This is a genomic window from Terasakiella sp. SH-1 (assembly GCF_004564135.1).
GTDB lineage: Bacteria > Pseudomonadota > Alphaproteobacteria > Rhodospirillales > Terasakiellaceae > Terasakiella.
The window spans coordinates 3,070,495-3,094,861 of the sequence record NZ_CP038255.1; the positions used below are offsets into that span (position 1 = coordinate 3,070,495).

21 protein-coding genes are annotated in these 24,367 nt (G+C 48.4%); 7 read left to right on the forward strand and 14 right to left on the reverse strand.

What is annotated here, in order from left to right:
- Positions 1–3 precede the first annotated feature (3 nt).
- Genes lnt through tsaE form a run of 4 tightly spaced genes read right to left on the reverse strand, consistent with a single transcriptional unit; the run spans position 4 to position 3,740 of the window.
- Positions 4–1,566 carry an apolipoprotein N-acyltransferase gene (lnt, locus tag E4K71_RS14490; protein WP_240796920.1) on the reverse strand — a complete coding sequence of 521 codons (1,563 nt, stop codon included), beginning with the start codon at positions 1,564–1,566 and terminating at the stop codon, positions 4–6.
- Entirely contained in the window at positions 1,559–2,272 is a 714-nt protein-coding gene (locus tag E4K71_RS14495; protein WP_135080809.1) for a nucleotidyltransferase family protein, read from the reverse strand. Before E4K71_RS14495 ends, lnt begins: the two co-directional genes overlap by 8 nt.
- Entirely contained in the window at positions 2,257–3,285 is a 1,029-nt protein-coding gene (locus E4K71_RS14500; protein WP_135080811.1) for a phosphotransferase, read from the reverse strand. Before E4K71_RS14500 ends, E4K71_RS14495 begins: the two co-directional genes overlap by 16 nt.
- On the reverse strand, positions 3,282–3,740 hold the full coding sequence (tsaE, locus tag E4K71_RS14505; RefSeq protein WP_135080813.1) for a tRNA (adenosine(37)-N6)-threonylcarbamoyltransferase complex ATPase subunit type 1 TsaE: 459 nt from the start codon (positions 3,738–3,740) through the stop codon (positions 3,282–3,284). Before tsaE ends, E4K71_RS14500 begins: the two co-directional genes overlap by 4 nt.
- 82 nt (positions 3,741–3,822) lie before the next feature.
- On the opposite strand from tsaE, the gene E4K71_RS14510 reads away from it, so the two are divergent.
- A complete protein-coding gene (locus E4K71_RS14510) occupies positions 3,823–4,839 on the forward strand; it encodes an NAD(P)/FAD-dependent oxidoreductase (RefSeq protein WP_135080815.1) in 1,017 nt (338 codons plus the stop codon).
- 129 nt (positions 4,840–4,968) lie between these two features.
- On the opposite strand, the gene cobW is transcribed toward E4K71_RS14510, so the two are convergent.
- From cobW to pdxY, 3 genes are all read right to left on the reverse strand, one after another.
- A complete protein-coding gene (gene cobW, locus E4K71_RS14515) occupies positions 4,969–6,042 on the reverse strand; it encodes a cobalamin biosynthesis protein CobW (protein ID WP_135080817.1) in 1,074 nt (357 codons plus the stop codon).
- A gap of 3 nt (positions 6,043–6,045) precedes the next feature.
- On the reverse strand, positions 6,046–6,546 hold the full coding sequence (cobU, locus tag E4K71_RS14520) for a bifunctional adenosylcobinamide kinase/adenosylcobinamide-phosphate guanylyltransferase (protein WP_206201914.1): 501 nt from the start codon (positions 6,544–6,546) through the stop codon (positions 6,046–6,048).
- Positions 6,547–6,633: 87 nt separating this feature from the next.
- Positions 6,634–7,485 (reverse strand): pyridoxal kinase PdxY, encoded by an 852-nt coding sequence (pdxY, locus tag E4K71_RS14525; RefSeq protein ID WP_135080821.1) that lies wholly within the window; start codon positions 7,483–7,485, stop codon positions 6,634–6,636.
- Between the two features lie 131 nt (positions 7,486–7,616).
- Here pdxY and E4K71_RS14530 point away from each other — a divergent pair, with 131 nt between their 5' ends.
- Together E4K71_RS14530 and E4K71_RS14535 are read left to right on the forward strand one after the other, a co-directional pair.
- On the forward strand, positions 7,617–8,498 hold the full coding sequence (locus tag E4K71_RS14530) for a CoA ester lyase (RefSeq protein ID WP_135080823.1): 882 nt from the start codon (positions 7,617–7,619) through the stop codon (positions 8,496–8,498).
- Positions 8,499–8,592: 94 nt separating this feature from the next.
- Complete coding sequence (locus E4K71_RS14535; RefSeq protein WP_135080825.1) at positions 8,593–10,149, forward strand: tetratricopeptide repeat-containing glycosyltransferase family protein; 1,557 nt, start codon at positions 8,593–8,595, stop codon at positions 10,147–10,149.
- Positions 10,150–10,157: 8 nt separating this feature from the next.
- Here the strand turns inward: E4K71_RS14535 and E4K71_RS14540 are convergent, their stop codons facing one another.
- Positions 10,158–11,759, reverse strand: coding sequence for a CHAD domain-containing protein (locus E4K71_RS14540; RefSeq protein ID WP_135080827.1), 1,602 nt, complete (start codon positions 11,757–11,759; stop codon positions 10,158–10,160).
- A gap of 92 nt (positions 11,760–11,851) precedes the next feature.
- Positions 11,852–13,687 (reverse strand): extracellular solute-binding protein, encoded by a 1,836-nt coding sequence (locus tag E4K71_RS14545; protein WP_167730598.1) that lies wholly within the window; start codon positions 13,685–13,687, stop codon positions 11,852–11,854.
- 143 nt (positions 13,688–13,830) lie between these two features.
- On the opposite strand from E4K71_RS14545, the gene E4K71_RS14550 reads away from it, so the two are divergent.
- Positions 13,831–14,442 carry a tetratricopeptide repeat protein gene (locus E4K71_RS14550; RefSeq protein WP_167730600.1) on the forward strand — a complete coding sequence of 204 codons (612 nt, stop codon included), beginning with the start codon at positions 13,831–13,833 and terminating at the stop codon, positions 14,440–14,442.
- 1 nt (position 14,443) lies between these two features.
- Here the strand turns inward: E4K71_RS14550 and E4K71_RS14555 are convergent, their stop codons facing one another.
- Positions 14,444–15,019 carry a YqgE/AlgH family protein gene (locus E4K71_RS14555; RefSeq protein WP_135080837.1) on the reverse strand — a complete coding sequence of 192 codons (576 nt, stop codon included), beginning with the start codon at positions 15,017–15,019 and terminating at the stop codon, positions 14,444–14,446.
- Between the two features lie 94 nt (positions 15,020–15,113).
- On the opposite strand from E4K71_RS14555, the gene E4K71_RS14560 reads away from it, so the two are divergent.
- A complete protein-coding gene (locus E4K71_RS14560) occupies positions 15,114–17,228 on the forward strand; it encodes a protein-disulfide reductase DsbD domain-containing protein (protein WP_135080839.1) in 2,115 nt (704 codons plus the stop codon).
- A 149-nt stretch (positions 17,229–17,377) separates the two neighbouring features.
- Here the strand turns inward: E4K71_RS14560 and rnhA are convergent, their stop codons facing one another.
- From rnhA to ispH, 3 genes are read right to left on the reverse strand one after another with little or no spacing between them, the layout of a single operon-like run.
- Positions 17,378–17,833, reverse strand: a complete 456-nt coding sequence (gene rnhA / locus E4K71_RS14565) for a ribonuclease HI (protein WP_135080841.1) — start codon at positions 17,831–17,833, stop codon at positions 17,378–17,380.
- Positions 17,833–18,795 carry a homoserine kinase gene (locus E4K71_RS14570; protein WP_135080843.1) on the reverse strand — a complete coding sequence of 321 codons (963 nt, stop codon included), beginning with the start codon at positions 18,793–18,795 and terminating at the stop codon, positions 17,833–17,835. The genes rnhA and E4K71_RS14570 overlap by 1 nt, the downstream gene beginning before the upstream one ends.
- An 18-nt stretch (positions 18,796–18,813) precedes the next feature.
- Complete coding sequence (gene ispH / locus E4K71_RS14575) at positions 18,814–19,755, reverse strand: 4-hydroxy-3-methylbut-2-enyl diphosphate reductase (protein WP_135080845.1); 942 nt, start codon at positions 19,753–19,755, stop codon at positions 18,814–18,816.
- A gap of 67 nt (positions 19,756–19,822) precedes the next feature.
- Here ispH and E4K71_RS14580 point away from each other — a divergent pair, with 67 nt between their 5' ends.
- Positions 19,823–21,505 (forward strand): peptidoglycan-binding protein, encoded by a 1,683-nt coding sequence (locus E4K71_RS14580; protein ID WP_135080846.1) that lies wholly within the window; start codon positions 19,823–19,825, stop codon positions 21,503–21,505.
- 164 nt (positions 21,506–21,669) lie between these two features.
- Positions 21,670–22,236 (forward strand): hypothetical protein, encoded by a 567-nt coding sequence (locus E4K71_RS14585; protein ID WP_135080849.1) that lies wholly within the window; start codon positions 21,670–21,672, stop codon positions 22,234–22,236.
- Positions 22,237–22,244: 8 nt separating this feature from the next.
- Here the strand turns inward: E4K71_RS14585 and E4K71_RS14590 are convergent, their stop codons facing one another.
- Entirely contained in the window at positions 22,245–24,233 is a 1,989-nt protein-coding gene (locus E4K71_RS14590; protein ID WP_135080851.1) for a methyl-accepting chemotaxis protein, read from the reverse strand.
- Between the last annotated feature and the right edge of the window lie 134 nt (positions 24,234–24,367).

The following is a 24,367-nucleotide window of genomic DNA, read 5'->3' on the forward strand; positions in this document are numbered from 1 at the left end:
ACATTATCTTTTCCGATAAGAAAACAAGATCGCATGTCCAAGCAAAAGGGATAATATTGATATAAGGCCAAACAATATATCCTGTCGCCCTGCTGCAAATGGAGGAACACTCAATGCTTTGGGTAGCGCAACATCAATGAAACCCTCAATTCCATAGGCCAATTGATCACGAATGCGTCCATAACCATCAGTCACAACCGATATGCCTGTATTGGCGCTGCGCACCAAAGGAATCCCTTCTTCCAGCGCTCTCATCCGTGCACTTATTAAGTGTTGATAGGGGCCTGGACTATTTCCATACCACCCGTCATTTGTCACATTCAACAACCACTCAGGATAGATTTCTTTACCAGCAACTTCACCTGGAAAGATTACTTCATAACAAATCAAGGGACTGAATGGGGGCAATCCAGGCACTTTTATAGTCTGTACTGCTGGCCCTGCTGAAAAATCAACACTGCCCGCTGTGATCTTCTGTATGGGGAGAAAATTTCGAAACGGGACATATTCCCCAAAAGGCACCAGATGAAACTTGTCATAGCTGGCCATAATCTGCCCGACCTCATTCACCGCCATTAATGAATTCCACACCTGAAATGGTTTTTGGCCCCGTGGGCTCATACGCGGCGCACCGGTAATCACACTCCCCCCAGTTGGGGCAACGGACCCGACAGCACGCCTCACATTCACATCTCGATTTAACGGAAAAGTCACCGCTGTTTCCGGCCAAATAATATGACTGGGGCGAATCCCTGTTGTAGATGGGGCCACACTGAGGTCCAGATGTTTTTGGAAATTACGAACCTTTAGATCTTTTTGCCATTTTTCTGCCTGAGAAATATTAGGCTGGACCAGACGTAACAAAACGCCATCATGGGTTTTCACCTCTGCATCTGCCAAACGTTGATACCCAACACTCCACATACAAGCGGGGATCACCAGCACAGCACAAAAGGCAAAAATCCTTTTTTCCCGAGCTATATAAAAAATAGCTGCGGGCAAAACACAGGCCAAGACAGTCACAAAACTCAAACCATAGGCCCCAAGGTAAGCCGCAGGCTGGATCAGTTCATCACTAAATCCCCAAATGGTTCCCATCAGGTTCCATGGAAAGCCTGTAAAAATCCAGCCACGCACCCATTCCAGAATCGCCCAGGCCAATGCAAACAGGATCAAACGACCATAAACCTGGGAGGAATTCCCCTGCCCCCGCCATAACATTTTCGCCAGTAACGCTGTCAACCCGATGAACAAGCCGACCCCGGCTGCTAAGGCTGGAACGGCCACAGGGACCAGCCAGCCATGTTTATCGGCATGAACAAAAAAGGCATTGGTTAACCAATAAAGCCCGCCGCCAAAAAAACCGATTCCAAAGAACCATCCGGTTAGAAAAGTTTGCTTGGGGTTCAAGTCCTGATCCAGAAACAAGAAAAGGCCGGACAGCCCAACAAAAGCCAAAGGCCAGATGTGAAAGGGCGGCAATGCCCCTACAACACAAAGCCCCAACAGGACCAAATAACCAAACCGCCTGCGCTGATGTGCACAAGCAGCAATATGATCAATCACATTCTGCAAAATAACGTTCCGCTACCTCAAGACCTTCCGGTGTGCCCACATGCAGCCAGTCCCCATCATGGACAATCGCTTGGGCACGTCCCTGCACAATGGCGTCCTGATAGACTTCACGCAAAGACCATTTCCCTGTCTTGCGCCCATCAAACACCCGGCGCGATAAAATCTGTGTACCGCTAAAGACATAAGGGGCGGATGGAGCTTCCCCGCGAAAGGCTGGTACCTTTTCTTCATTCAATGTGAAATCGCCATAGCCTTCATAACCTGTGGCTTTTTCAATAGGGAGCAGCAACAACAAAACATCCAAATCTGCACCCCACTGATCTGCCAATCGTTGCAAGGTCGGTTGCTCGCCATTCACCAACACCGCATCCCCATTCATGACAAAAAAAGCATCCCCACTCAACATGGGCAGGGCTTTATGCACGCCCCCACCTGTTTCCAGCGGCTCGTCTTCTTTGGAAAGCTGGATATCCAAATCTGTGCGCGTGGCAAAATGCGCTTCAATCTGTTCACCAAGATAGCTGATATTGAGCACAGCTTGCGTTACCCCGGCTTCTTTTAAACGATCCAAGGCCCGGTCCGCCATGGTGCGCCCGGCCACCGGGATCAGGGGTTTCGGGGTTGTCAGGGTCAAAGGGCGCATACGTGTGCCCAGACCTGCGGCTAGGACCATGCCGGAAGTTATGACATCAGACATGGTGGAATTCCTCTTTTCTCTTTCGCAATATGAGTTTCAACCCAATCTTTAACCTCTGACAACATAGGGTGCTGCAAGGATCGTTCAAACAAACGCCAGACCCGCGGGATATGTTTAAGATAAATCGGCTTGCCATCGCGCATACACAAACGGGCAAAAATACCGATGACCTTGGCATGGCGTTGTGCGCCCAAAATGGCAAAGACCGCATCAAATTCTTCCCGGCTCATGTCAGGAAAAGCCGAGAGATAGCGCTGTTTCATCTCTTCAATCAAGGCCTCATCAATATCACGGCGGGCATCTTCCAACAGGCTCATCACATCATAAAGGGCAGACCCGGCCACCGCGTCCTGGAAATCTAATAAGCCACAGGCTTTCCAATCCTCGCGCCCGTCCAAAACCAGCAGGTTGTCTACATGGTAATCGCGCAAGACTAAGACATTTGCTTGTTTTTGCACATAATCAAAAGCAGCTTTCCAAGCCGCCAGATAGCTTTGGGTCATCTCTTCTGTAACATACGTATCATCAAAGGCCGCTTTCATCCACCATTCCGGCAGAAGCAAACATTCCCGATTAAGCAATGCTTCATCATAAGCAGGCAAGTTATCAGGCAGATCGGTCGCTGTCTTATGCAGATCGGTCGCTGTCTTATGCAGCTCGATCAACACATCAGTCGCCAGCTCATAAAGGGCTTTTTCATCACTGCCTTGATGCAGCAAGCGGGTATAAGTGTCATCGCCCAAATCCTCAATCAGCAAGAAACCGTTTTCCACATCTTGAGCATAGATTTGCGGTGCACTAAAGCCGTGGCTCAACAGAAATTCTGCAATCTGGATAAAGGGGCGGACATCTTCTTGCGGCGGTGGCGCATCCATCGAGACCACGCGCTTGTCCCCCCGGATCAGACGGTAATATTTGCGAAATGATGCATCCCCAGCCAACAGCGGATAATCCACCCCGCCCCAGCCATGGGCTTTCAGGAATTCTTCTCGTAACGTTAAACGATCACTCACAGGGACAGCTCCTTCACCCGATCTTCCCAACGCCCGGCCGATAAAATTTGAAAGGCGCGGGCATTTTCATTACCCTCAATGTGGCTCAATTCAATATTCAGACAATCCCAAGGCAGATAATTGCCAATCTTATCCGGCCATTCCACCAAGGACACCCCGTCCATAAAGGCTTCTTCCACCCCCAGTTCCAGACAATCATCCGGGCTATCAAGGCGATACATATCAAAATGATAGAGTTCTGCCACCTCAGCCTCATAAATTTGTACAAGGGTAAAGGTCGGGCTGGGTACTTCTTCATCAACAGAAGTCAAGGCGCGGATGAAGGCGCGGGCAAAAACGGATTTCCCCACCCCCAGATTCCCGTGTAAGGCAATCACATCACCGGGCATAGCCATGTATGCGAGCTTATGAGCAAGGGCTTCGGTCTGGGACTGGTCTTGGATTTCTATAATCATGGTAACTTAATACTAGACTTGGACAGCTTTTTCATCGCATTTTATGCACAATGGTTTACCGAATGCTTAAAGGTTAAAGAGAATGAGTGAAACACAAAAAACCGACGTTGCCGTTATTGGCGCAGGCCCAACCGGACTTTTTTCCGTTTTTGAATGCGGCATGTTGAAAATGAAATGCCACGTCATTGATGCACTCGATATGATTGGCGGGCAATGTACGGCTCTTTATCCTGAAAAACCGATTTATGATATTCCGGCCCATCCGTCCATCACGGGTGGCGATTTGATTGCCAAGCTGGAAGAACAAGCTGCCCCGTTTGAACCTGTCTATCACCTGTCCCAACAAGTGACCAAACTGGAAAAACAGGACGATGGGTCCTTTGGTCTGGAAACCAACAAGGGCACCAAGATCAATGCCAAGGCCGTGATCATTGCTGCAGGTGTCGGTGCCTTTGGCCCGAACCGCCCACCACTGGAAGGCTTGATGCAATATGAAGGCACGTCTGTTTTCTACATGGTGCGCAAACGTGAAGATTTCCGCGACAAGCGTGTTGTCATCGCCGGTGGCGGCGATAGTGCGGTGGATTGGGCACTGTCCTTGTCAGATGTGGCAAAATCCGTTCAGGTGGTTCACCGCCGTGCCAAGTTCCGCGCGGCCCCTGAATCAGTCTCCCAGATGCAACAGCTGGATAAAGACGGCAAAATCGAACTGGTCGTTCCTTATCAGTTGGAAGGGCTCAAGGGTGAAGGTGATCAGATCAGCGCCGTTGTAGTGAAAGATTTTGACGGCAACACCCGCGATCTGGAAGCCGATATCCTGCTGCCATTCTACGGCCTGTCCCAAAACCTCGGCCCCATTGCGGAATGGGGACTGGAGCTTGAGAAAAAACACCTCAGCGTCAACCCGACCACCATGCAAACCTCAGAAGAAGGTATCTTCGGTGTTGGTGACATCATCACTTATGAGAACAAGCTCAAGCTGATCCTGTGTGGATTCTCCGAAGCGGCCATGGCCGCGCGTGCAGCCCACGCTTATGCCCACCCGGATGAGCAACTGCACTTTGAATATTCCACATCCATGGGTGTACCGGGCGAGTAAGGAACACATAAGTCATCCCCGACTTGATCGGGGATCTTTATCCGCCTGAAAAAGCCCCCCGCATTCGCGAGGGTGACAATGAATAAAAAAAGAGCCTTTCCAGACTATATTGGAAAGGCTCTTTTGTTTTTAAGCCGCCAGCGCTTTCTCAATGGCTGCACGGTCCAAACCGTGTTTGCCAATAATTACCAACTGGCTGGAACGTTCCTCTTCTGAGGCCCAAGGGCGATCAAAATAGCGTTGGAAACGCGGGCCGACCCCTTGCACCACATGGCGCATGGGTTTACCCGGAATATTGACAAAGCCTTTGATGCGCAAAATATCGTGGGCATCCACCACTTCCAGAAGCTTGTTCTCCAGTGCCGCCGGGTCTGCAATGGGTCCCAAGGTGAGGGAGAAGCTTTCAAATTCATCATGACTATGGTCATGATGATGGTCATCTTCGTGATCATGGTCATGATCATCATGGTGATGTTCATGATGGGATTTACGACCAGCCAGATCATCTTCAGCCGCCGCATCAAGGCCCAATAGGATTGCCGGATCAACCTGACCATGATCAGTCTTGATAAATTTCACATGATCACGCACACGTGCGGCCAAATCGGCCTGAATTTCTGCCAGTTTTTCTTCTGCCACCAAATCTGATTTATTCATCAAAACCATGTCTGCGCAATGGAGCTGATCTTCAAACAATTCTTCCAGCGGGTTGTCGTGATCAAGGTTTTCATCACTTTCGCGTACCTTTTGGATGGTCGCTTCATCATCGGCAAAACGGCCCAGTTCCACCGCATGGGTATCAATCACCGTGACCACACCATCCACTGTTACCCGTGTTTTGATTTCCGGCCAGTTAAAGGCTTTCACCAAAGGTTTGGGCAGGGCAAGACCAGATGTTTCAATGACAATGTGATCCGGCGGTGTATCGCGTTCCAACAAAGCTTCCATGGTCGGCAAGAATTCATCAGCCACCGTGCAGCAAATACAACCATTTGCCAGTTCAATGACATTATCTTCGCCATTTTCGCCTTCGCACGCTTCAATCCCGCAGCCTTTGACCATTTCACGATCAACACCCAGATCACCGAATTCATTAATCACCAAGGCAATGCGTTTGCCCCCGGCATTTTCCAACATGTGGCGGATCAGGGTGGTTTTGCCGGCCCCTAAGAAGCCGGTAATGACAGTTGCAGGAATTTTCATGATCTATTCTTTCAAGGTTAGGGGGAGACCTGCGGCGATAAATAGCACACGATCAGCCACTTGCGCTACTGCTTGATTAAGCCGCCCGGCGTGATCGCGAAATTTTCGCGCCAAGGCATTATCAGGCACAATGCCCAACCCCACCTCGTTCGACACCACAACCACATCACATTTTGCTGCACTTAATGCTGCGCACAATTTTTGTGTTTCCAAGGTGATATCGGCCTCTTCATCCATGATATTGGTCAGCCATAAAGTCAAGCAATCCACCAACATGGGTTTATCTGTTTTTTCAACCAAATCATGGATGTGAACCGGTTCTTCAATGGTGGTCCACAGCTCATTTCGGCGAGCCTGATGGGTTTGCACCCGTTCCGCCATTTCCGCATCCCACACGCGCGAGGTCGCGAGATAAAGCCCACCGCCTTGTTCTTCAATCAGTTTTTCTGCATAGGCTGATTTACCAGAACGTGCACCGCCAAGGACCAGAGTTACTTTCCCCATTCTATTCGTCATCCTCGCGAAGGCGGGGATCTCCCTCTTATCGTTATTAAGGTCCCCGCGTTCGCGAGGACGACATCATACTATAGTTTATCCCACCCGCACGGCGTCAAAATGGAAGCTGGGATTGAGATATTCGGCTTGGGCCTCAATCAGGCGCAACTCGTCACTGTCATGGCGCACCGTATCATCGATTAAGCCAAACAAGGTGGAGGTAGACAATTCCAAAGCCGTATGGGGCTGTTCACCACGCAAGCGATGGGCCAAGAAAAGGGCCGCAAACACATCCCCTGTTCCTTTGGCACGCAAGGCCAATTGCGGCACGGTTACCCGCCATGCCCCTTGATCAGTCACCAACACATTGGACAAGGTTGCCTGATGGCCTTTGCGCCCCTTAACCGAAGTTACCAAAATAATCTTCGGTCCCCGCGCGCGCAACATGTCGGCAGCCAGTAAGGTATCTTCCAATGTTTCTTGTTTACGCCCGGTGAGATATTCCAGCTCGAAATTATTGGGCACCAAAATATCGGCCAAAGGCACCAGTTCATCACGCACAAATGCGGCGGCCTCATTGGGGACATACAGTTGACGCGCCACATCACCCACCACCGGATCACAGAAATAAAGGCTGTTGGGGTTATTTTCTTTCACCCGTTTGATGGTTTCCACCACGAACTGACCGCTTTCCACACTGCCCAAATAGCCAGACAGCACCGCATCACAATGGACAAAATGGTCAAGTTCATCAATGCCATCGACCATGGCACGCATGGTTTCAATGGGGACAGGTGCGCCTTGATGAGAATCGTAGCCGGGATGGTTGGATAAAAGGACGCTGGGGACCTGCCAAACCTGAAAACCCAAACGCTGCATAGGAAAAACAGCGGCGGAATTTCCCACATGACCAACGGCCACAGATGATTGAATTGACAGAATACTCATGGGCTTACACTCACAAACATGTGGAAGAGCACTTATACCCCATCATGCGGGCTTGCCAATGAGAAACTTTTGTTTATATTTCTTCGCAATCGCGAAATAAGTGAAAACATTATTTAAAAGGAAATTGTCCCATGGCTGCCACAGCACGTCCTCGTCGTAGTGTCCTTTATATGCCGGGTTCCAACGCCCGCGCACTGGAAAAGGGCCGCACCCTTCCCGCTGACGGTTTGATCCTCGATCTTGAAGATGCCGTTGCCCCGGATGCCAAAGAAGTTGCCCGCGAACAAATCGTAAGCGCGGTGAAAGAAGGCGGCTATGGCATGCGTGAAATCCTGATCCGTACAAACGGCTTGAATACGCCTTGGGGCTATGACGATATTGTGGCTGCATCTACATCCGGTGCCGATGCGATTCTGCTGCCGAAAGTGGAAAGCGCAGATACGGTTCGCCAGGTTGAAGCCATCATGGATGCATCCGGTGCGCCAGCTGACATGAAAATCTGGTGTATGATGGAAACACCGCGCGGCATGTTGCACGCAGAAGAAATTGCTGACTCCACAGACCGTATGGGCGGTTTTGTCATGGGTACATCTGATTTGGCGAAAGAACTGCGTTGCGCCCACACCATGATGCGCCTGCCGTTCATGATGTCCTTAAACGTTTGTATTCTGGCCGCACGTGCCGCCAATATCGCTATTCTTGATGGTGTTTATCTGGACCTGTCTGATGACGAAGGTTTTGCAGAACATTGTCAGCAGGGCTTTGAACTTGGTTTTGACGGCAAGACCCTGATCCACCCCAAAACAGTGGGTAAAGCCAATGAAATCTTTGGCCCATCCGAGAAAGAAGTGGAATGGTCCAAGAAAATCATCGCAGCGCACGCAGAAGCGGAAAGCGAAGGCAAAGGCGTTGTGGTTGTCGATGGCAAGCTGATTGAAAACCTGCATGTGGTCACTGCCAAACAAGTTGTTGCCCAAGCTGAAGCCATTGCAAAAATGGAAGCCGACGGCTAAAAACAACCAATAGGTTGATTTACAGTCATCTTTTTTAAAAGAGTCCCTGTCAATGCAGGGGCTCTTTTTGTTATGATGGTGTCAAAGATATCACATGGTGGAACAGAAGACTGTGATAAAAAAAACACTGACACAGGGCGAAGCTCTGGAATATGCGCTTTCATGCATGCGCCATCACAAATGGGATGATGCAGCAAAACTGCTTACGATTATGCCAGAAGACGAAAGCGATATTTTGCTCGCAAAAGCCCGCCTTGCCTATGGTCAAAAGGACAATCAAACGGCCTTTGACATCGCAGCCGACCTTCTCAAAGACCATCCGGCCAATGATTTTGCCATTGCCTTTCTCTGCATGCTTTGGGCTTCAAGCGGAGATATTGGCAAAACCAAGCCCCACCTGATCCGCTTACAGGGCGTGGATAATGACGATCCGGGATTTTGGTCTGATCTCTGTATGGTATTTTATCGGGGCAGAAATTATATTTCCGCCCTAAAGGCGTGCAACAAAGCCCTGTTCCTTGTTCAAAACTGGCTGGACCTTTGGGTGATGAAAGGGCGCATTGAACGCGATATGGGCCGACCGGATCAAGCCGTTCAATCTTTTTTGCGTGCCTTGTCCCTCAGTCCCAATAACGCACAGATTTACCTCTATTTGCATGTATGTTTTTATGAGCTGTCTGACTATGATAAAGCCATCCATTTCCTGAAAATTGCCAAAAGCTGTGGCCTCACCATTCCATCGGTTGATCTGGGTGAAGCCCATTGCCTGCTCAAACAAGGCAATCTTGCCAAAGGGTTTCGCAAATATCGCGCCCGATATACAGAAAATAAAATTTCCGCAACCAAACCAGAGGCCAACATCCCTTTCTGGAAAGGCCAAAACCTGTCAGGTAAAAAGCTTCTGGTTTTTTGTGAACAGGGCTACGGCGATGTCATTCAATTCTCCCGCTTTTTGATCGACATTCAAAACAAAGGAGCCGAAATCACCTTTGTCTGTCGCAAGGCCCTTGTGGAATTGATGCAACACAGCTACCCCAACATCACTATCTGTAGCAAAATCACGGACACATCCGGCTTTGATTTTCAGTCCTATCTGATTGATTTGGCAATCTATCTGGATTTAAGCTCACACAATATCCCTCATCGTCGTGGGTATATCCCGGTACCTCACCATTCCCCTTATCATTTCCCCCATGATGGCAAACCTAAAATCGGTCTGGTTTGGGAAGGTTCCAACCAACATCTGCGCGACCATATTCGCTCGCTGAACACAAGTGATCTCACCTCTTTGTTGGAAGAGAAAAAATTTGACTGGATTTCCCTGCAACTGGCTCCCAAAACCCCTTTGCCGGAACAAGACAATATTTTTGATTACACAGGGGGCCTTGCCTGTTTTGCCGATACAGCCAAACTGATTGATCAGCTTGACCTGATTATCACTATTGATACAGCCGTGGCCCATCTGGCTGCCGCTATGGGCAAACCCGTCTGGATCATGCTGGATAAAAGTGCTGACTGGCGGTGGATGGATGAGCGCACAGACTCATATTGGTACGACACCGTACGCCTGTTTCGCCAACATAAATTTGGCGAATGGCGCGCTGTCATCAGGCAAATTGAAAAAGCCCTCAAACAACATTTCCCGGCTTAGGGCCTGAATCACTGATTTCCGCTTTGCGCCACGACAAGAGAGATTTTCTTTTTCTTCTCATATCCAACCAATTTACGAAATTCCTTTTCAATCAGCGGGGATGAAAAATCAGCGAACCGTTCATAAAATTCTTCACGCACCACCCCTTTGCGCTTCATAAAGCCTTCAACCAGCACCCCCATAGCCATATAAACCTGCGGGCGGTTTTCACCGGTTTTCATCATCTGGGAAGAATATTCATACAAGGTTTCAGCTTGTACATCCAAATCCTGAAAATCCCCAAGGTTTTGCTGCAGCCCTTTTAATTCCTTCACCAAAGAGCCGATCTCTTGAGGGGGATAGAGCGACGCAAAAAATTCCAACAGATAACGCAGTTTCTTACAGGTTTTACGCAAATCATGCAGCGCTTCTGCCGGGGAAGAAACCGTAATCGCCTTGCCCTCAGTAATGACACGACGATATGTTTTCCAAATCCGTTTATCAGCCACAGCGCCGACATCCAACCCGGCAATTGGGGCTGTTGGGCGTTGGGCCAAGGGTTTTTCCAGATAGGTACGCCAGCGGCTTAGGAAGTCGGTGAACCGTTTACTCTGTAAATCTGTGATCAATTGCACACGGGCAACCTTATGCTGGGCACATAAAAAATCATAAAGGGGCTGAAGGTTAACCTGTTGTTCCGCAGAAAGTTGCGCCCGATATGTGGGAAAATCCATCATATAGACATCCAGATCGCGCACAGGTGTTGTGATGGAACCAATCCATTGTAATTCACGGGCAAAACGCTCCTGCACCGTTATCGGCAACACTCCCTTCATCCGGCTTAAGGCACTGCGTGAACGACGCACCGCAACACGAAGATCATGCAGAAATTCCGTATCAATATCCTTGATCGTCCCCTCAATATTGACTTCGATTTTATCCAGCTGGTTCAGCAAAATGGTTTTTAAAGCCTCATCACTACGCATCTCACGAGTAAGCATAATGTCAAGCTTACTGGAATAATCCTTCGGCGTCTTTCCCACATGTGTCATCAAGGTGGTAAAATAGTCACCTTGTGAGGTTGCCTTCAACCCGGCGAAACGGGGCAGCGTCTTGGCAAAATCTTTTTCATAACCAGCTAAACATTCAATGCGCAAACGACAGCCCAGTTCAATCATTTTACGACGCGGGGCAGGGCGTTGGAAATTGACCTCAACAATCAAACGGACCCGTTCACGCCCCTTTTTATCTTCCACCGCAACAATGATCTGTTCAGATTTTACCTGCGTCAGCTCTATGAAACTGCGCAAGCCGACAAGCTTTGCCAGCTTCTTTCCCAATTTGCTTTCCGGCAGATCAGCAGGCCAGACAGGGGTGTTGTCAACGGGCAAGGTATCAGGGAACTTCCCCCTTTTACCATCCTGCATCACCCGAATGATCCCCTCTTCTGCCTTTTCAGCAACAAGGGTCATGCCACTTCGACAAATGGCCCAATCAAACGTATCCAGATAGGTCTGTTCAACCACACGCTCCCCGATTTTGCGACCTTGGGCAAGGGTGGCGACAATGCTGCCCCACTCCTGCGCACTATGTTCATCCCCTAAGTGATAATATCTGGTTTCCACGACCATAAACGTTTGCCTTTTTCAATCCCCTGTCACAAGACTGTAACAGTTTATGCGGTTTTTGGGCAAAGTCATGTGACAATTCTGGGTCAATATCCCTATTGTGATCGTTTTTGCTGTAAATTTTGATCTTTTTCAGCATCAAGCCACCAATAACTCCATGCCGTATAGCCTGGACTATATTTCGGATAGGTTTCCGGCATACCGAATCGGTCCCAGGCAACAATACGAGCCACCTTTAAATGCCAGTTCGGAATCACATAATGGTTCCACAGCAAAACCCGGTCTAGCGCACGCGTACGCACCACCAATTCATCACGGCTCGGCGCATTGACCACCATCTGGGTCAACTCATCAACCACATCATTACTGATACCGATGGAATTGCGACTGCCTTGGCGATCCGCAGAAGTTGAACTCCAGTAATTCAGCTGCTCATTACCCGGTGATTGGCTTTGTCCAAACACATCAACAATCATGTCATAATCAAAGGTGTCGGTACGCTGCTTATATTGGGAACTGTCAATAATGCGCACACTAACATCAACGCCGAGACGTGACAGGTTTTTCTTAAAAGGTAAAACAATGCGTTCCCATACAGGTGACGCATTAATGATGATTTCAAAATCCAGATTTTGCCCGGTTTTGGCATGCACCATCTTTTTATTTTTAATCACATAACCCGCTTGTTTCAGCAGCATGACGGCTTGTTTTAAATTGCCACGAATTTTACCGGACCCATCTGTCTTGGGTGCCTGATAGGTCTGGGTAAAGGCTTCATCAGGAATACGGCCACGGAATTTTTCCAGAATTTCCAGCTCCCGCCCCTCAGGCAAACCCGTTGAGGCCAGTTCGGAATTGGAAAAATAGCTGTTGGTGCGGGTATATTCATTATGAAACAGGTTTTTATTGGCCCAATCAAAATCAAAGGCATAAGCCAATGCCTGACGGACCAAGGGGTCTTTAAACTTGTCACGACGAATATTAAACACAAACCCCTGCATGCCGGTCCCCACCTGATGGTCAATGCGGTGTTTGTTAATCAAACCATTTTTAACTTCGGGAATATCGTAAGCCGTCGCCCAGTTTTTTGCGACATTTTCATAGCGATAATCAAAGGCCCCGCCTTTAAATGCTTCGACCGCCACAGTGGCATCACGGTAATAATCAAAACGGATTTCATCAAAATTATTCTGCCCGGCATTCACCGCCAGGGCGTTGCCCCAATAGTCTTTGACCCGTTCATAAACCACATTGCGCCCGGACTCATAAGATTTCACCCGATAAGGGCCACTGCCCAGCGGCGCCTCTAATGTGGTCTTGGTGAAATCCTTATCCTGCCAATAATGTTTTGGTAAAATCGGCAACTGCCCCATGATCAGGGCAAGCTCACGGTTTTCATCATTTTTAAAAGTAAATTTGACTGACCGTGCACTCAAAGCTTCCACCTTGGCAACATCACCGTAATAAAAGCGATAGCGCGGATGACCTTTTTCCATCAGGGTGTTAAAGCTAAACACCACATCGTCCGCCACAACAGGTTTGCCATCCTGCCATTTAGCCTCCTTGCGCAAATGGAAAGCGACCCAGGAACGATCATCGGGCATTTCAATTGTTTCAGCCAACAGGCCATAGGCGGTAAAAGGCTCATCCTGAGACTGGACGGTCAATGTCTCATACGCCAAGCCCGCCCCGGTTGCCGATATCCCTTTCAGGGTAAAAGGATTAAACGTATCAAAGGTGGAACCAAGGGCTGCCAAACGGATCGTCCCCCCCTTCGGGGCCTCAGGATTGGTGTAATCAAAATGGGTAAATCCGGCAGGATATTTGATATCTTCATGCATGGAGACTGCATGTTTCTTTTCTGCCGCTGTTGCATTAAAGGCCAAACATACGGCAAACGCACTTGTCAAAACTGCTTTTTTAAAGCCCATTTTCATTCCTATAATCCTGTCGTCATTCCCAACTTGATTGGGAATCCAGCTGGACCCTCGTGTCACGCACGAGGATGACGGTTGATATTTTACTTTCAAATAATATTGGCGGGGATGTATGGTTTGTGCAAGAGGTTCAGTCTATGCATTTGATTTTTTTCTTATTCCTCATCTGTTTATCCACCCCTGCCCAGGCAACGATGGAAGAGGCCATTCGCGCTGTGCAGGCCGGAAATTACCAAGCTGCCTTGGCCGAATTTCACCAATATGCCCGCCACGGCAATCCCGTTGCCGATTACTGGATCGCCACCATGTATATGAAGGGGCTAGGCGTTGAAAAAAATATGGATACGGCCCTGACCTATTTCCACAAGTCTGCGCGTCAAGACCACACCCCGGCCATGGTGGTCTTGGGCAATATTCATCTGGAAGGCAAAACCGGAAAGAAAAACATCAATCTTGCACGCGGCTGGTTCAACAAGGCCGCCAAGGCCGGTGATCAATATGCCATGTTACGTATGGGGGAAATGTATATTGAAGGGATCGGCGTGGCAGCAAACCCGACCATTGGCATTCGCTATATCAAACAAGCGGCCAAAACCGGCTATCCAAAAGCGCGCTATATCCTTGGCCTTGCCTATCTTCAGGGAATTGGGGTCGAAGCCGATGAACAAAGGGCTTTATTCTGGCTGAAAAGCGCAGCAGAAAGCGGCTTTCCCGATGCGATTAAACTGCTAAAACAAGTACAAAACTGATTTACGCATGCCCGGCTTCATCTAACAACAAGCGTGGGTCAATGCCCAGCTGGCCCAAGGCGCGTTCCCATTTGGTATCAAGAATATCATCAAAAACGATACTTTCTTCTGCCGGAACAGTGAGCCAGCCATTGTCCAAAATTTCCTGATCAAGCTGCCCCGGTCCCCATCCAGCATACCCCAGCGCCAGCATGGTTTTATCGGGGCCAATCCCAACCGCCATATCGCGCAAAATATCCACAGTTGCGGTTAAGGCATAACGCGCCCCGACCACAACAGTCGAATCCTTGATATAATCAGGGCTATGCAAGACAAAGCCGCGTTCTTCATCCACCGGGCCACCAAGATGCACACGGATTTGGCCTTCCATACCGTGGCTATCAATATCCAGCTGATTTAACAAATCAGGAAAAGTCAAAGACTGCACAAGGCGGTTCAAAACCAGCCCCATGGCCCCTTCCTCACTGTGAGAACAAACGTAAATCACAGTTTTCTCAAAGCGCGGGTCCGGCATACCGGGCATTGCCACCAAGAGCTGGCCAGTAAAATCGGTCGATATGTTTTTGTTTTCATTCATCTCTATCACATATGACTGATCATGAATTTATGCAAGCTTTGTCCCTAATTCTGACATATTTTTCACCGATACCAAAGATCGAAAGGTCTAAGATATGCCACAGATTGCCAGATATATTATCACATTCATATTCTTTCTTCTGCTGACTTGTGCCCAAAATGCTGGCGCACAAACCAGCCCATGGGCCGGCATTGACAAGACTCAAGTCCGCCTAATCTCCAGCGTTAGCGCCCTTGGAGATCAAAAAACCATCACATTGGGCCTGCATTTTAAAATGCAAAAAAACTGGAAAGTCTATTGGCGCAGCCCCGGTGATGCGGGTTATCCGCCGGAAATTGACTGGAAAGACAATCCCAATATCGCCCATGCCGATATCCGCTGGCCCTTACCAGAACGCTTTGTTGTTTTGGGGCTGGAAACCGTGGGCTATAAGGATGAAGTGGTTTATCCCCTGCACCTTACGCTGAAATCCTCACAAAACCCGCTTGATATCAACACCCATGTCCGTTTTTTGACCTGTGCAGATATCTGTATCCCCGTTGAAGTTGACCTTGCCTTAAGCGTCCCCACAGGCCCTGCACAAGCCAGCGAGCATGCCCGGCTGATCAATAAGTTTGAAAGTCAGGTCCCCACAAAGAACAGCACATTTGGGGTTAATCTTTCATCTGCTGTTCTGTACACCCATGAAAATGGAAAAGAAGGCACCCTGCGCCTGAAACTGTCCAGCCCGACATCTTTTAAGGCACCGGACCTTTTGGTCGAAGGCCCTGTAGAACTGGCTTTTTTCAAACCGATAATCAAACTGTCCGAAGATCACCAACAGGCCCTGATAGATGTTCCCCTTGATGGGCTGCAATTCCTTGAAAAGCCCATTACGGATCAGAATTTCACCCTGACCTTCAGCGATCAGCAAACTGCCTTTGAACTGATCAGCAAAGTAAAAACCACCCAAACATCTGTGCCTGTTGAAACCGGCTTTTTCTCTGCTGCTCAAGAAACAATCGCAGCTCTGCCCTTGTTCGTGGTTCTCGCCATGGCTGTTCTCGGCGGCTTGATCCTTAATTTAATGCCCTGTGTTTTGCCCGTTCTTTCCTTAAAGGTTTTGGGGCTTGTCAGTCATGGCGGAGGCAATCCCATGACCGTACGCCTTAGCTTTTTAGCCTCCAGTGCGGGCATTATTTTTTCCTTTTGGGTTTTGGCCGGTGCCCTGATCGCCTTGAAAATCAGCGGTGCTTCCATTGGCTGGGGCATTCAATTTCAACAACCGCTCTTTTTAATTACGCTCAGCCTGATTGTGATCTTGTTTGCCTGTAACATGTGGGGCCTGTTTGAAATCCACCTGCCAAGTTGGCTCTCTGATGTGGGGGAACGCTCTTCACATGTTCATGGCTTAGGTGGACATTTCCTGACCGGGGCTTTTGCCACCTTACTGGCAACCCCTTGTTCCGCCCCTTTTCTGGGGACAGCTGTCGGTTTTGCCCTGTCCCAAGGCCCACTGGAAATCCTGTTGGTCTTTAGTGCATTAGGTATTGGTCTGGCTCTTCCTTACCTGTTGATTGCCACCTTTCCCCGCCTGGCAACCATGTTGCCAAAGTCAGGCCAATGGATGATCACCTTGCGCAAAACCCTTGGCCTTGCCTTACTGCTCACCTCTATGTGGTTATTAAGTGTCTTATGGGCACAGGTCGGACTAAATGCGGTTCTGGTCCTTGCCACCCTGATGAGTGGTATCATTTGTGTCCTGGCCTTTAAAACACGGCTCAAGTCACTCACCGCCCCCTTGATGCTTGCCCTTTTTGTTGCCGCACTGGCCGTCCCCAGCTTTGCCCAGAAAGAAGATATTGATCAGACACAGGCAGAAAAGCTTTGGGTTCCTTTTGATCTGCCGACGATTACTAAACAGGTTGAAAAAGGTAATGTCGTTTTTGTGGATGTTACCGCAGAATGGTGCATCACCTGTCAAGTCAATAAAAACCTTGTGCTTTATCAGGGTGATGCCTTCAAGACCCTTTCCCAACCCGGTGTCATTGCTATGAAGGCCGACTGGACCAACCCGGATGAAACCATCGCCAGCTATCTTGCCAGTTTCAAACGCTACGCCATTCCCTTTAATGCCGTCTATGGCCCCGCTGCCCCCAATGGTATTGTCTTACCGGAATTGCTCAGCGAAGAGGATGTTTTGGAAGCAATTTCAAAAGCAAGGGGTTGAAAACCAATCGCAACAGCCCTATCTCTATAGAAATAAAGCCATAGGTGATAAAAATATTGCCCGTGAGAAAATAAAAGAGTCCTCAAAAGGGGACTTTTTTTATTTTAGAAGAAAAATGTCATTCTGGACCTGATCCAGCACCTAAACAATCACATAATCAAACTGTTCTTGATTTTCTCAACCCCTTCACGGGCCAAGGCATCGGCGCGTTCGTTTTCTTCGTGACCATCATGGCCTTTGACCCAGTGCCATTCCACCTCGTGAGGTTTAAGCGCAGCTTCCAGTTCCTGCCACAGGTCCGCATTTTTGACAGGCTTCTTCGCAGCTGTTTTCCAGCCGTTTTTCTTCCAGTTAAAAATCCATTTGGTAATGCCGTCTTTCACATAGGTGCTGTCCGTATAAAGGGCGACTTGCACCGGGCGTTTCAGATTTTGCAGCCCGTTGATCGCAGCCAGAAGCTCCATACGGTTATTGGTGGTGTTTTCTTCGCCCCCGCAGAATTCTTTTTCCACCCCTTTATAGCGCATCAACACACCCCATCCCCCCGGACCGGGGTTCCCGCTGCACGCGCCATCGGTATAGATTTCGACGATATCGTTACTCATTATTGCAATCCATATTCACTGCTAAACCGAACCGATTGATGGAACTTCAAAATTTTGAAATATTCCATTGGATCTTTTGGTTTGACCATCGCATCTTTCGGTGTATTCACCCAGTCATAAAGGCGGGTCAGCAAGAAGCGCATGGCCGCACCACGGGCAATCAAAGGCAGGGCATTGACCTCTTCTGTACTGAAATCACGTACCTTGCGATAATTTGAAAGCAGCATACGCGCCTTGGTCACATTGAAATCACCATCTTTTTCAAAACACCAAGCATTCATGCAAATTGCCAGATCATAGGCAAAGATATCATGACAGGCGAAATAGAAATCAATCAGCCCACTGCAACTTTCATCCCTGAAAAAGACATTATCGGGAAAAGCATCCGCATGAATGATCCCTTTAGGCAAGTCCACAGGCCAGCGCGGTTCCAAGTGGTCCAGTTCCGCCAGTAATATATCACCTAGCCCCGGTGTCACATCATCGGCATGTTCCAGACACTGGTTCAACAAGCCACGCCAATCTCCAACGCCAAGGTCATTGGACCGCTTCATGGCAAAATCCTGCCCGGCCACATGCATCTGTGCCAAGGCTTTTCCCAGTTCCGCACAATGGACAGGCTTGATTTTACGCGGCCACATACCCGCCAAAAAAGTAAAGATCGCAGCCGGGCGGCCAGCCAAAATCCCTAATGCCTGTCCTTCTGAATCTTTCAAGGGGACCGGACACGTAATCCCTTTATCACTGAGATGTTCCAGCAAATTCAGGAAAAACGGCAAATCATCCACATTTACCCGTTTTTCATACAGCGTCAGAATGAAAGGGCCTTGTTCAGTCTGGATCATATAGTTGGAATTTTCCACCCCTTCGGCAATCCCCTTAAAGGAAAGGAGCGCCCCAATGGAAAAACGATCCACAAAGGCGGAAAGTTCGTCGTCACTGACTTCGGTATAAACAGCCATGGTCTTTATTTTTCGCTTTTAAGACAACAAGCTGGCAGGCAGCTTGAAGGTTACATTTTCTTCGGTAAAGGTCTCAAACGTCACACGGACATCAAAATGGCCCTTACAGGCCATGACCACTTCTTCCACCAACACTTCCGGGGCAGAAGCCCCAGCGGTAATACCCAACGTGTTCACACCATCAAACTGACTGAAATCAATTTCACTGGCGCGTTGGACCAACATGGACTTTTCACAGCCGTTCAGTTTTGCGACTTCCACCAACCGCTTGGAATTGGATGATTTTGGCGACCCAATCACCATAATCATATCCGATTTTTGCGCGATCATCTTCACCGCAGACTGACGATTGGTCGTGGCATAACAGATATCTTCTTTTTTCGGCTTTTCCAGATTGGGATAACGGTCCTTTAAAACATCAATCACTTCTTTGGTGTCATCCACAGACAGGGTGGTTTGTGTCACAAGCCCCAAAGACACATCTGTAGGCAGATCAATCGTCTGAGCCTGTTCAACATTTTCCACCAAAATCACCGCCCCTTCGGGCAGTTGCCCCATGGTGCCGATGACTTCGGGGTGCCCTTTGTGACCGATCAGGATCACAGGGTGTTCCTTACTATGATGAAATTCTGCTGCACGATGGACCCGGCTGACCAGCGGACAGGTCGCATCCACATAAGTCATATCGCGACGTTCAGCCTCGGCCGGAACAGATTTTGCCACCCCATGGGCAGAAAAAACCACCGGCACATCGTCAGGAACGTCGTCCAGTTCTTCGACAAAGACCGCGCCTTTATCGCGCAAGCTATCCACAACAAATTTATTATGAACAATTTCATGGCGGACATAGACAGGCTTGCCGAATTTTTCCAGCGCGCGTTCTACAATATTGATTGCCCGATCCACCCCGGCACAAAAACCGCGTGGACCCGCAAGTAATATGGTCAAAGAAGGTTTCATGCCCCCAATATAGAAAGCGAAAACAAAGAGTAAAGCCAATCCTGAAATTTCATGTTAGAATTTTTCCATGACACGACTATTTGCCATATTTATCTGCATGTTACTGACCTCGCCTGTTTTTGCCGCCAAGCCCAGTGGATTAAGCAAACCACAAGCCCAGCCGGAACTGTACAGGCTGAAGAATCCTGTACAACAAGTACAGGAACTGCTCAAGTCCCAAGGATTTTACCAAGGTAAAACTGATGGGTTGATGGGGGCTGACCTGAAACAGGCCATCCGGCTTTATCAAAAAAAGCACGGGCTGAAACAAACCGGTAAAATCAGTGATGATCTGATTAAACATATGGCCAATATCGGTCGGGTTCAGGCGTTGATCAAAAAACTGGACCCCATTCGCACCAATCGTCAGCAGCAAGCCCGCCAGGCCCTCCTTTCTGACCCGCGCACACGCCAATTGCTGGATCAAAAAGAAAAAGAAACGGCAGACCCAACCCGAGATGCCAGCACCTGCTTTCAGGCCCCCACGGCACGTTGCCTGATACACGAAGCCGTTGAAAGTTCCCGCGCTGTCTTTGAAGATGATATGCGCGACTGGGCCTTGGGTGAAATTTTGGCGGCACAAGTGCGGGTCGGTCTGGAAAATGACGCCATGAAAACAGCAGCGCGTATTAAAGATAGCCGACTGGTCATTGCCGCACTGACAACAATTGCCAAGACCCATGTGCGCGAAGGTCAATTGGAAGAAGCCCGTTCCGCCCTAAGCTTAATCCCCGTCATGGAACGCCGCCTGTCTGTTTTACTGGACATTGCCTCTTATTACCAAAGCCGGAACCAGACAAAGCTGTTGCGTCATACCGTCACTAAAATTTTAGCCGGGGCACAATCTCTTGACCATATTGAAAACAGTCTGACTATCCAGATTCAAGCGATTGAACTGTTGGCCCTGATTGATAAAAAACGCGCCCTTGAAATGCTTGATAAGATGACACTTCAGGCCGAGGCTTCCGCAAAAAATGGATCAAAATTCACCTTAATCCGACAAATCGCCAATGCCATGGCCCATATCGGTTATCCAGAATGGGCGTTAAAAACAATTGGAAAAATGCCCGATGACGAAACCCGCATTCCCATATTGATGGCAGCTGCCCGTGCCTTTTTAAAAGCAAAACGGTTCAAGGCAGCCCATAACACGATTGAACGTATTTCTTCAAAACGTTATCGCAGCGTTATCCTGTCTGATATGGCGCAAGCACTTTGGCAACACCAACAAAACGGCAAAGCCTTTGACATACTGGATGAAGCCCTGATTATCGCCAAGGCGACCCCCTTACCTTTTGCCCGCAACTTTGCCCTATCCCATGTGGCCCAAAGCTATATGATCATTGCCAAAGAAACACAAAAGCAAGCCCACGGGGATCTGGCCTATCATACCTTATCCCTGATCAGTGATGAACGGATCAAGGCCCGTGGTCTATGGAATTTGGCCTATGCAGCCTCACATCAGCAGCTCAAGCTCAGCACCCAAAACCTTGATAAAAATGCCCATCAAACTCTTAATAACATTAAAAGCAAGTTCTCACGGGCTTGGTTGATCGGTGATCTGGTGGCGTTACACCAAAATTCAGGAGATCACAAACAAGCCAGAAAAGCTTTTGAAATCGGTATGGCAACAATCAAAACACTGACCAATCCGTGGGCACGCTCACGGGTACTGGCAAAATTTGGCGCCCTGGCCCATCGCCTGGATTGATTACGCCTGCAATTATCGCTATGGTGCCCGTCAAGATATAGCAAATCCCGAGTAATTTTGATTAAAAATTACAACGACGTATTTGCGTAAAATCAAAGAGCTATAGCTAAACTAATGGATCAATGTTAAGTCATTTAGCTATAGCTGATCTCGTGGAGTCGACAATGAAACTTGTAAAATTTACCCTGGCGGCCACAGTCTTAAGCCTTGGCCTAAGTGCATGTAGTAGCGTTGATTCCCTGAAAGTCTGGCGTGCGAAAAAGCCGGAACCCTGTCCACGGGTCACGGTTTTGAAAAATGCCTCAGAACTCACGAAGTTTAAGCAGGGTCCGGGGCGCGACCTGATCGACGTGCTGTTTGAAGCCAAAGTCAGTAACGTTTTGAGTGCTTGTAAATATAATGTCGATTATGAGACCCGCGCCGGCATAATCTCTGCCCAAATCGCCCCGGTCATTAATGCCAAACGCGGTCCGGCAAACCAAACCCGTTCTGCTGAGGTTGAGTACTTTATCGCTGTGATCGGACAGGATCGTAAAATCCTGCAAAAAAATACCTTCCCGCTGAAACTGGCCTTTCCCGGCAACTTAACCCAAAACGAAGTCCGCGATGAACCGGTTGATCTTTCCATTGTCACAGATGGATCAACCGATGGCACAGATTATGAAATCTACGTCGGCTTCCAGCTTAGCCGGGAAGAAATGGCCTATAATGAACGGATGTTAAGACGCTAGAGCGTGCCTTAAACATCCCCGGTACGCACACGACTGACAAAAGCACTGACCCGTTCACGCAGGAATTCAGCCTGTTGTGACAGATCATCAGAAGAAGTTTCAATCTGCCCAGCCGCAGCCCCTGTTTCCTCGGTCGCCTGTTCAACCACGCTGATATTGTCATTCACACGCCCTGTCCCATGGGAAGCATGTTCAACATTTCGCGCGATCTCCCCTGTGGCAGCGGATTGTTCCTGCACCGCAGCCGCCACACTGGCAGATATATCATTCATTTCCTGAATCACATTTGAAATGGAGCCAATGGCCTCTACCGCCTTTGTCGTGCCATTTTGAACAAATGCAATTTGACGCGAAATTTCCTCAGTTGCACGACTGGTTTGATTTGCCAGATTTTTAACCTCGCTGGCAACAACCGCAAACCCTTTACCAGCCTCCCCGGCACGCGCAGATTCAATCGTTGCGTTAAGGGCCAACATGTTGGTTTGTTCGGCGATATCGTTAATAAGTTTCACAACTTTGCCAATTTCACCCACATTATTGGATAATTCTTCAATAGTATGGGTTGTATCTTCGGCCACATGAACCGCACGTTCAGAAACCGCTGTAGAGGCTTCCACCTGTGTACTAATTTCATTGATGGACCCTGAGAGTTCTTCTGTCGCACTGGCTACAGTTTGCACATTTGTTGATGCATCTTCAGCAGCAACGGCGACTTCACGCGCTTTCTGATTGGTATTTTGTGCCGTGCTTGCCATCTGACTGGAAGCAGCCTGAAGCTCGGTTGCCGCAGAAGAAACACTTTGAACAACACCACCCACGTCACTTTCAAATGTATCAGCCAGATCGTTCAAAGCAGCACGTTGACGTTCATCGGCCAGTTTTTTGGCATTTTCCTGTTCAAGGCGCAAACGTTGTGTTTCTTGCATATTATCTCGGAAAACTTCCAATGCACGGGCAAGATCACCAATTTCATTTTTCAGCCCCTTGTCACTGACATCAATATCTGTCTGGCCTTCTTCCAGACGTTTCAGGTTGCCAATATTCTTGGCCAGCCCACTGATAATCTGACGGGCAATGAATAACCCAAGCAATACTGTCGCAATAACGGCAATTAAGGCCCCAATCATCAGGTTTGCATTCATGGCACGGCGTGCAGCTTCTGCTTTTTCCAGTGCCTTTTCTGCTTCCAGATCAGCTTTTTCTGTAAAATCAGCCAGTTCTTTCACTGCCTTTTCAACCGTTACCAAAAAACTGTCACGAATACCGGTTAACTGGTCCTTGGTATCAGCATAGGTCTTCAGCTCTTTGACATAAGCTGTCAGATAGCGATCCAGTTCATTTTTGGCATTATCCAGAAAAGATGCTGTTTTTAAAATCTCGCGAAATTCAACAGCGCGTTTATCCACACGACCCAAATATTTATTACGGTTGCCACGAATGATATAATCCTTTTCATGACGGCGCATCATCAACATTTTAATGGTCAAGGCATCAGCGGCAATTTCCGCACTGCCAATGGAAATGGCCTTAATCTCTTTTAATTTGGTCTCAATCGTATGAACGGATTTGCGCAACTTGCCGCGCTGGCCTTCTTTTTCAGAATAGCCCATCACCTGCAAGGCACCGACCAGCTCCTGAAAACTCTTATTAATTTGTGCCAACTGGCCTTGCAAACTGCGCACCACGCTCGAACCGGTAGACATTTTCTCCAACCGGGCCAGCTCTTTATCAAGTTGAGCACTGAACCCGACAAACTGGGCTGATAGCTCATCACTGGGTTTATTCGTAAAGTCTTTTTGCACAGGGACCATTTTCAACAAGATGATATCAGCCTTGGCGGCAGAAGAATTCATCTTTTGAACCGATGCCATATGGGCCTCGATATTCGATAAATTATTGCTCTGAATAGAATAATAAATTGCGAGACCTAAAAATGAGACCATCGAAATTGCGATGATGATCAAAATTTGGCTACGAATTCCCAGATTACGAATCATTGGTACACCTTGAATTTCATTCAAATAAGACCTACGATATTAATGTCTTATGACTATAACTTGTAGTTTCCTAAAATGACCCTATTCCCTCACTTTCAGGCTCGCAATAGTACTTTTGTTACAGTTTTATGACA

Bases quoted from the DNA above. Each gene is read 5' to 3' on its own strand.
- E4K71_RS14495 (WP_135080809.1), bottom strand. From the start codon at position 2,272: ATGTCTGATGTCATAACTTCCGGCATGGTCCTAGCCGCAGGTCTGGGC.
- tsaE (WP_135080813.1), bottom strand. From the start codon at position 3,740: ATGATTATAGAAATCCAAGACCAGTCCCAGACCGAAGCCCTTGCTCAT.
- E4K71_RS14510 (WP_135080815.1), top strand. From the start codon at position 3,823: ATGAGTGAAACACAAAAAACCGACGTTGCCGTTATTGGCGCAGGCCCA.
- cobW (WP_135080817.1), bottom strand. From the start codon at position 6,042: ATGAAAATTCCTGCAACTGTCATTACCGGCTTCTTAGGGGCCGGCAAA.
- cobU (WP_206201914.1), bottom strand. From the start codon at position 6,546: ATGGGGAAAGTAACTCTGGTCCTTGGCGGTGCACGTTCTGGTAAATCA.
- pdxY (WP_135080821.1), bottom strand. From the start codon at position 7,485: ATGAGTATTCTGTCAATTCAATCATCTGTGGCCGTTGGTCATGTGGGA.
- E4K71_RS14530 (WP_135080823.1), top strand. From the start codon at position 7,617: ATGGCTGCCACAGCACGTCCTCGTCGTAGTGTCCTTTATATGCCGGGT.
- E4K71_RS14535 (WP_135080825.1), top strand. From the start codon at position 8,593: ATGGTGGAACAGAAGACTGTGATAAAAAAAACACTGACACAGGGCGAA.
- E4K71_RS14540 (WP_135080827.1), bottom strand. From the start codon at position 11,759: ATGGTCGTGGAAACCAGATATTATCACTTAGGGGATGAACATAGTGCG.
- E4K71_RS14545 (WP_167730598.1), bottom strand. From the start codon at position 13,687: ATGGGCTTTAAAAAAGCAGTTTTGACAAGTGCGTTTGCCGTATGTTTG.
- E4K71_RS14550 (WP_167730600.1), top strand. From the start codon at position 13,831: ATGCATTTGATTTTTTTCTTATTCCTCATCTGTTTATCCACCCCTGCC.
- E4K71_RS14555 (WP_135080837.1), bottom strand. From the start codon at position 15,019: ATGAATGAAAACAAAAACATATCGACCGATTTTACTGGCCAGCTCTTG.
- E4K71_RS14560 (WP_135080839.1), top strand. From the start codon at position 15,114: ATGCCACAGATTGCCAGATATATTATCACATTCATATTCTTTCTTCTG.
- rnhA (WP_135080841.1), bottom strand. From the start codon at position 17,833: ATGAGTAACGATATCGTCGAAATCTATACCGATGGCGCGTGCAGCGGG.
- E4K71_RS14570 (WP_135080843.1), bottom strand. From the start codon at position 18,795: ATGGCTGTTTATACCGAAGTCAGTGACGACGAACTTTCCGCCTTTGTG.
- ispH (WP_135080845.1), bottom strand. From the start codon at position 19,755: ATGAAACCTTCTTTGACCATATTACTTGCGGGTCCACGCGGTTTTTGT.
- E4K71_RS14580 (WP_135080846.1), top strand. From the start codon at position 19,823: ATGACACGACTATTTGCCATATTTATCTGCATGTTACTGACCTCGCCT.
- E4K71_RS14585 (WP_135080849.1), top strand. From the start codon at position 21,670: ATGAAACTTGTAAAATTTACCCTGGCGGCCACAGTCTTAAGCCTTGGC.
- E4K71_RS14590 (WP_135080851.1), bottom strand. From the start codon at position 24,233: ATGATTCGTAATCTGGGAATTCGTAGCCAAATTTTGATCATCATCGCA.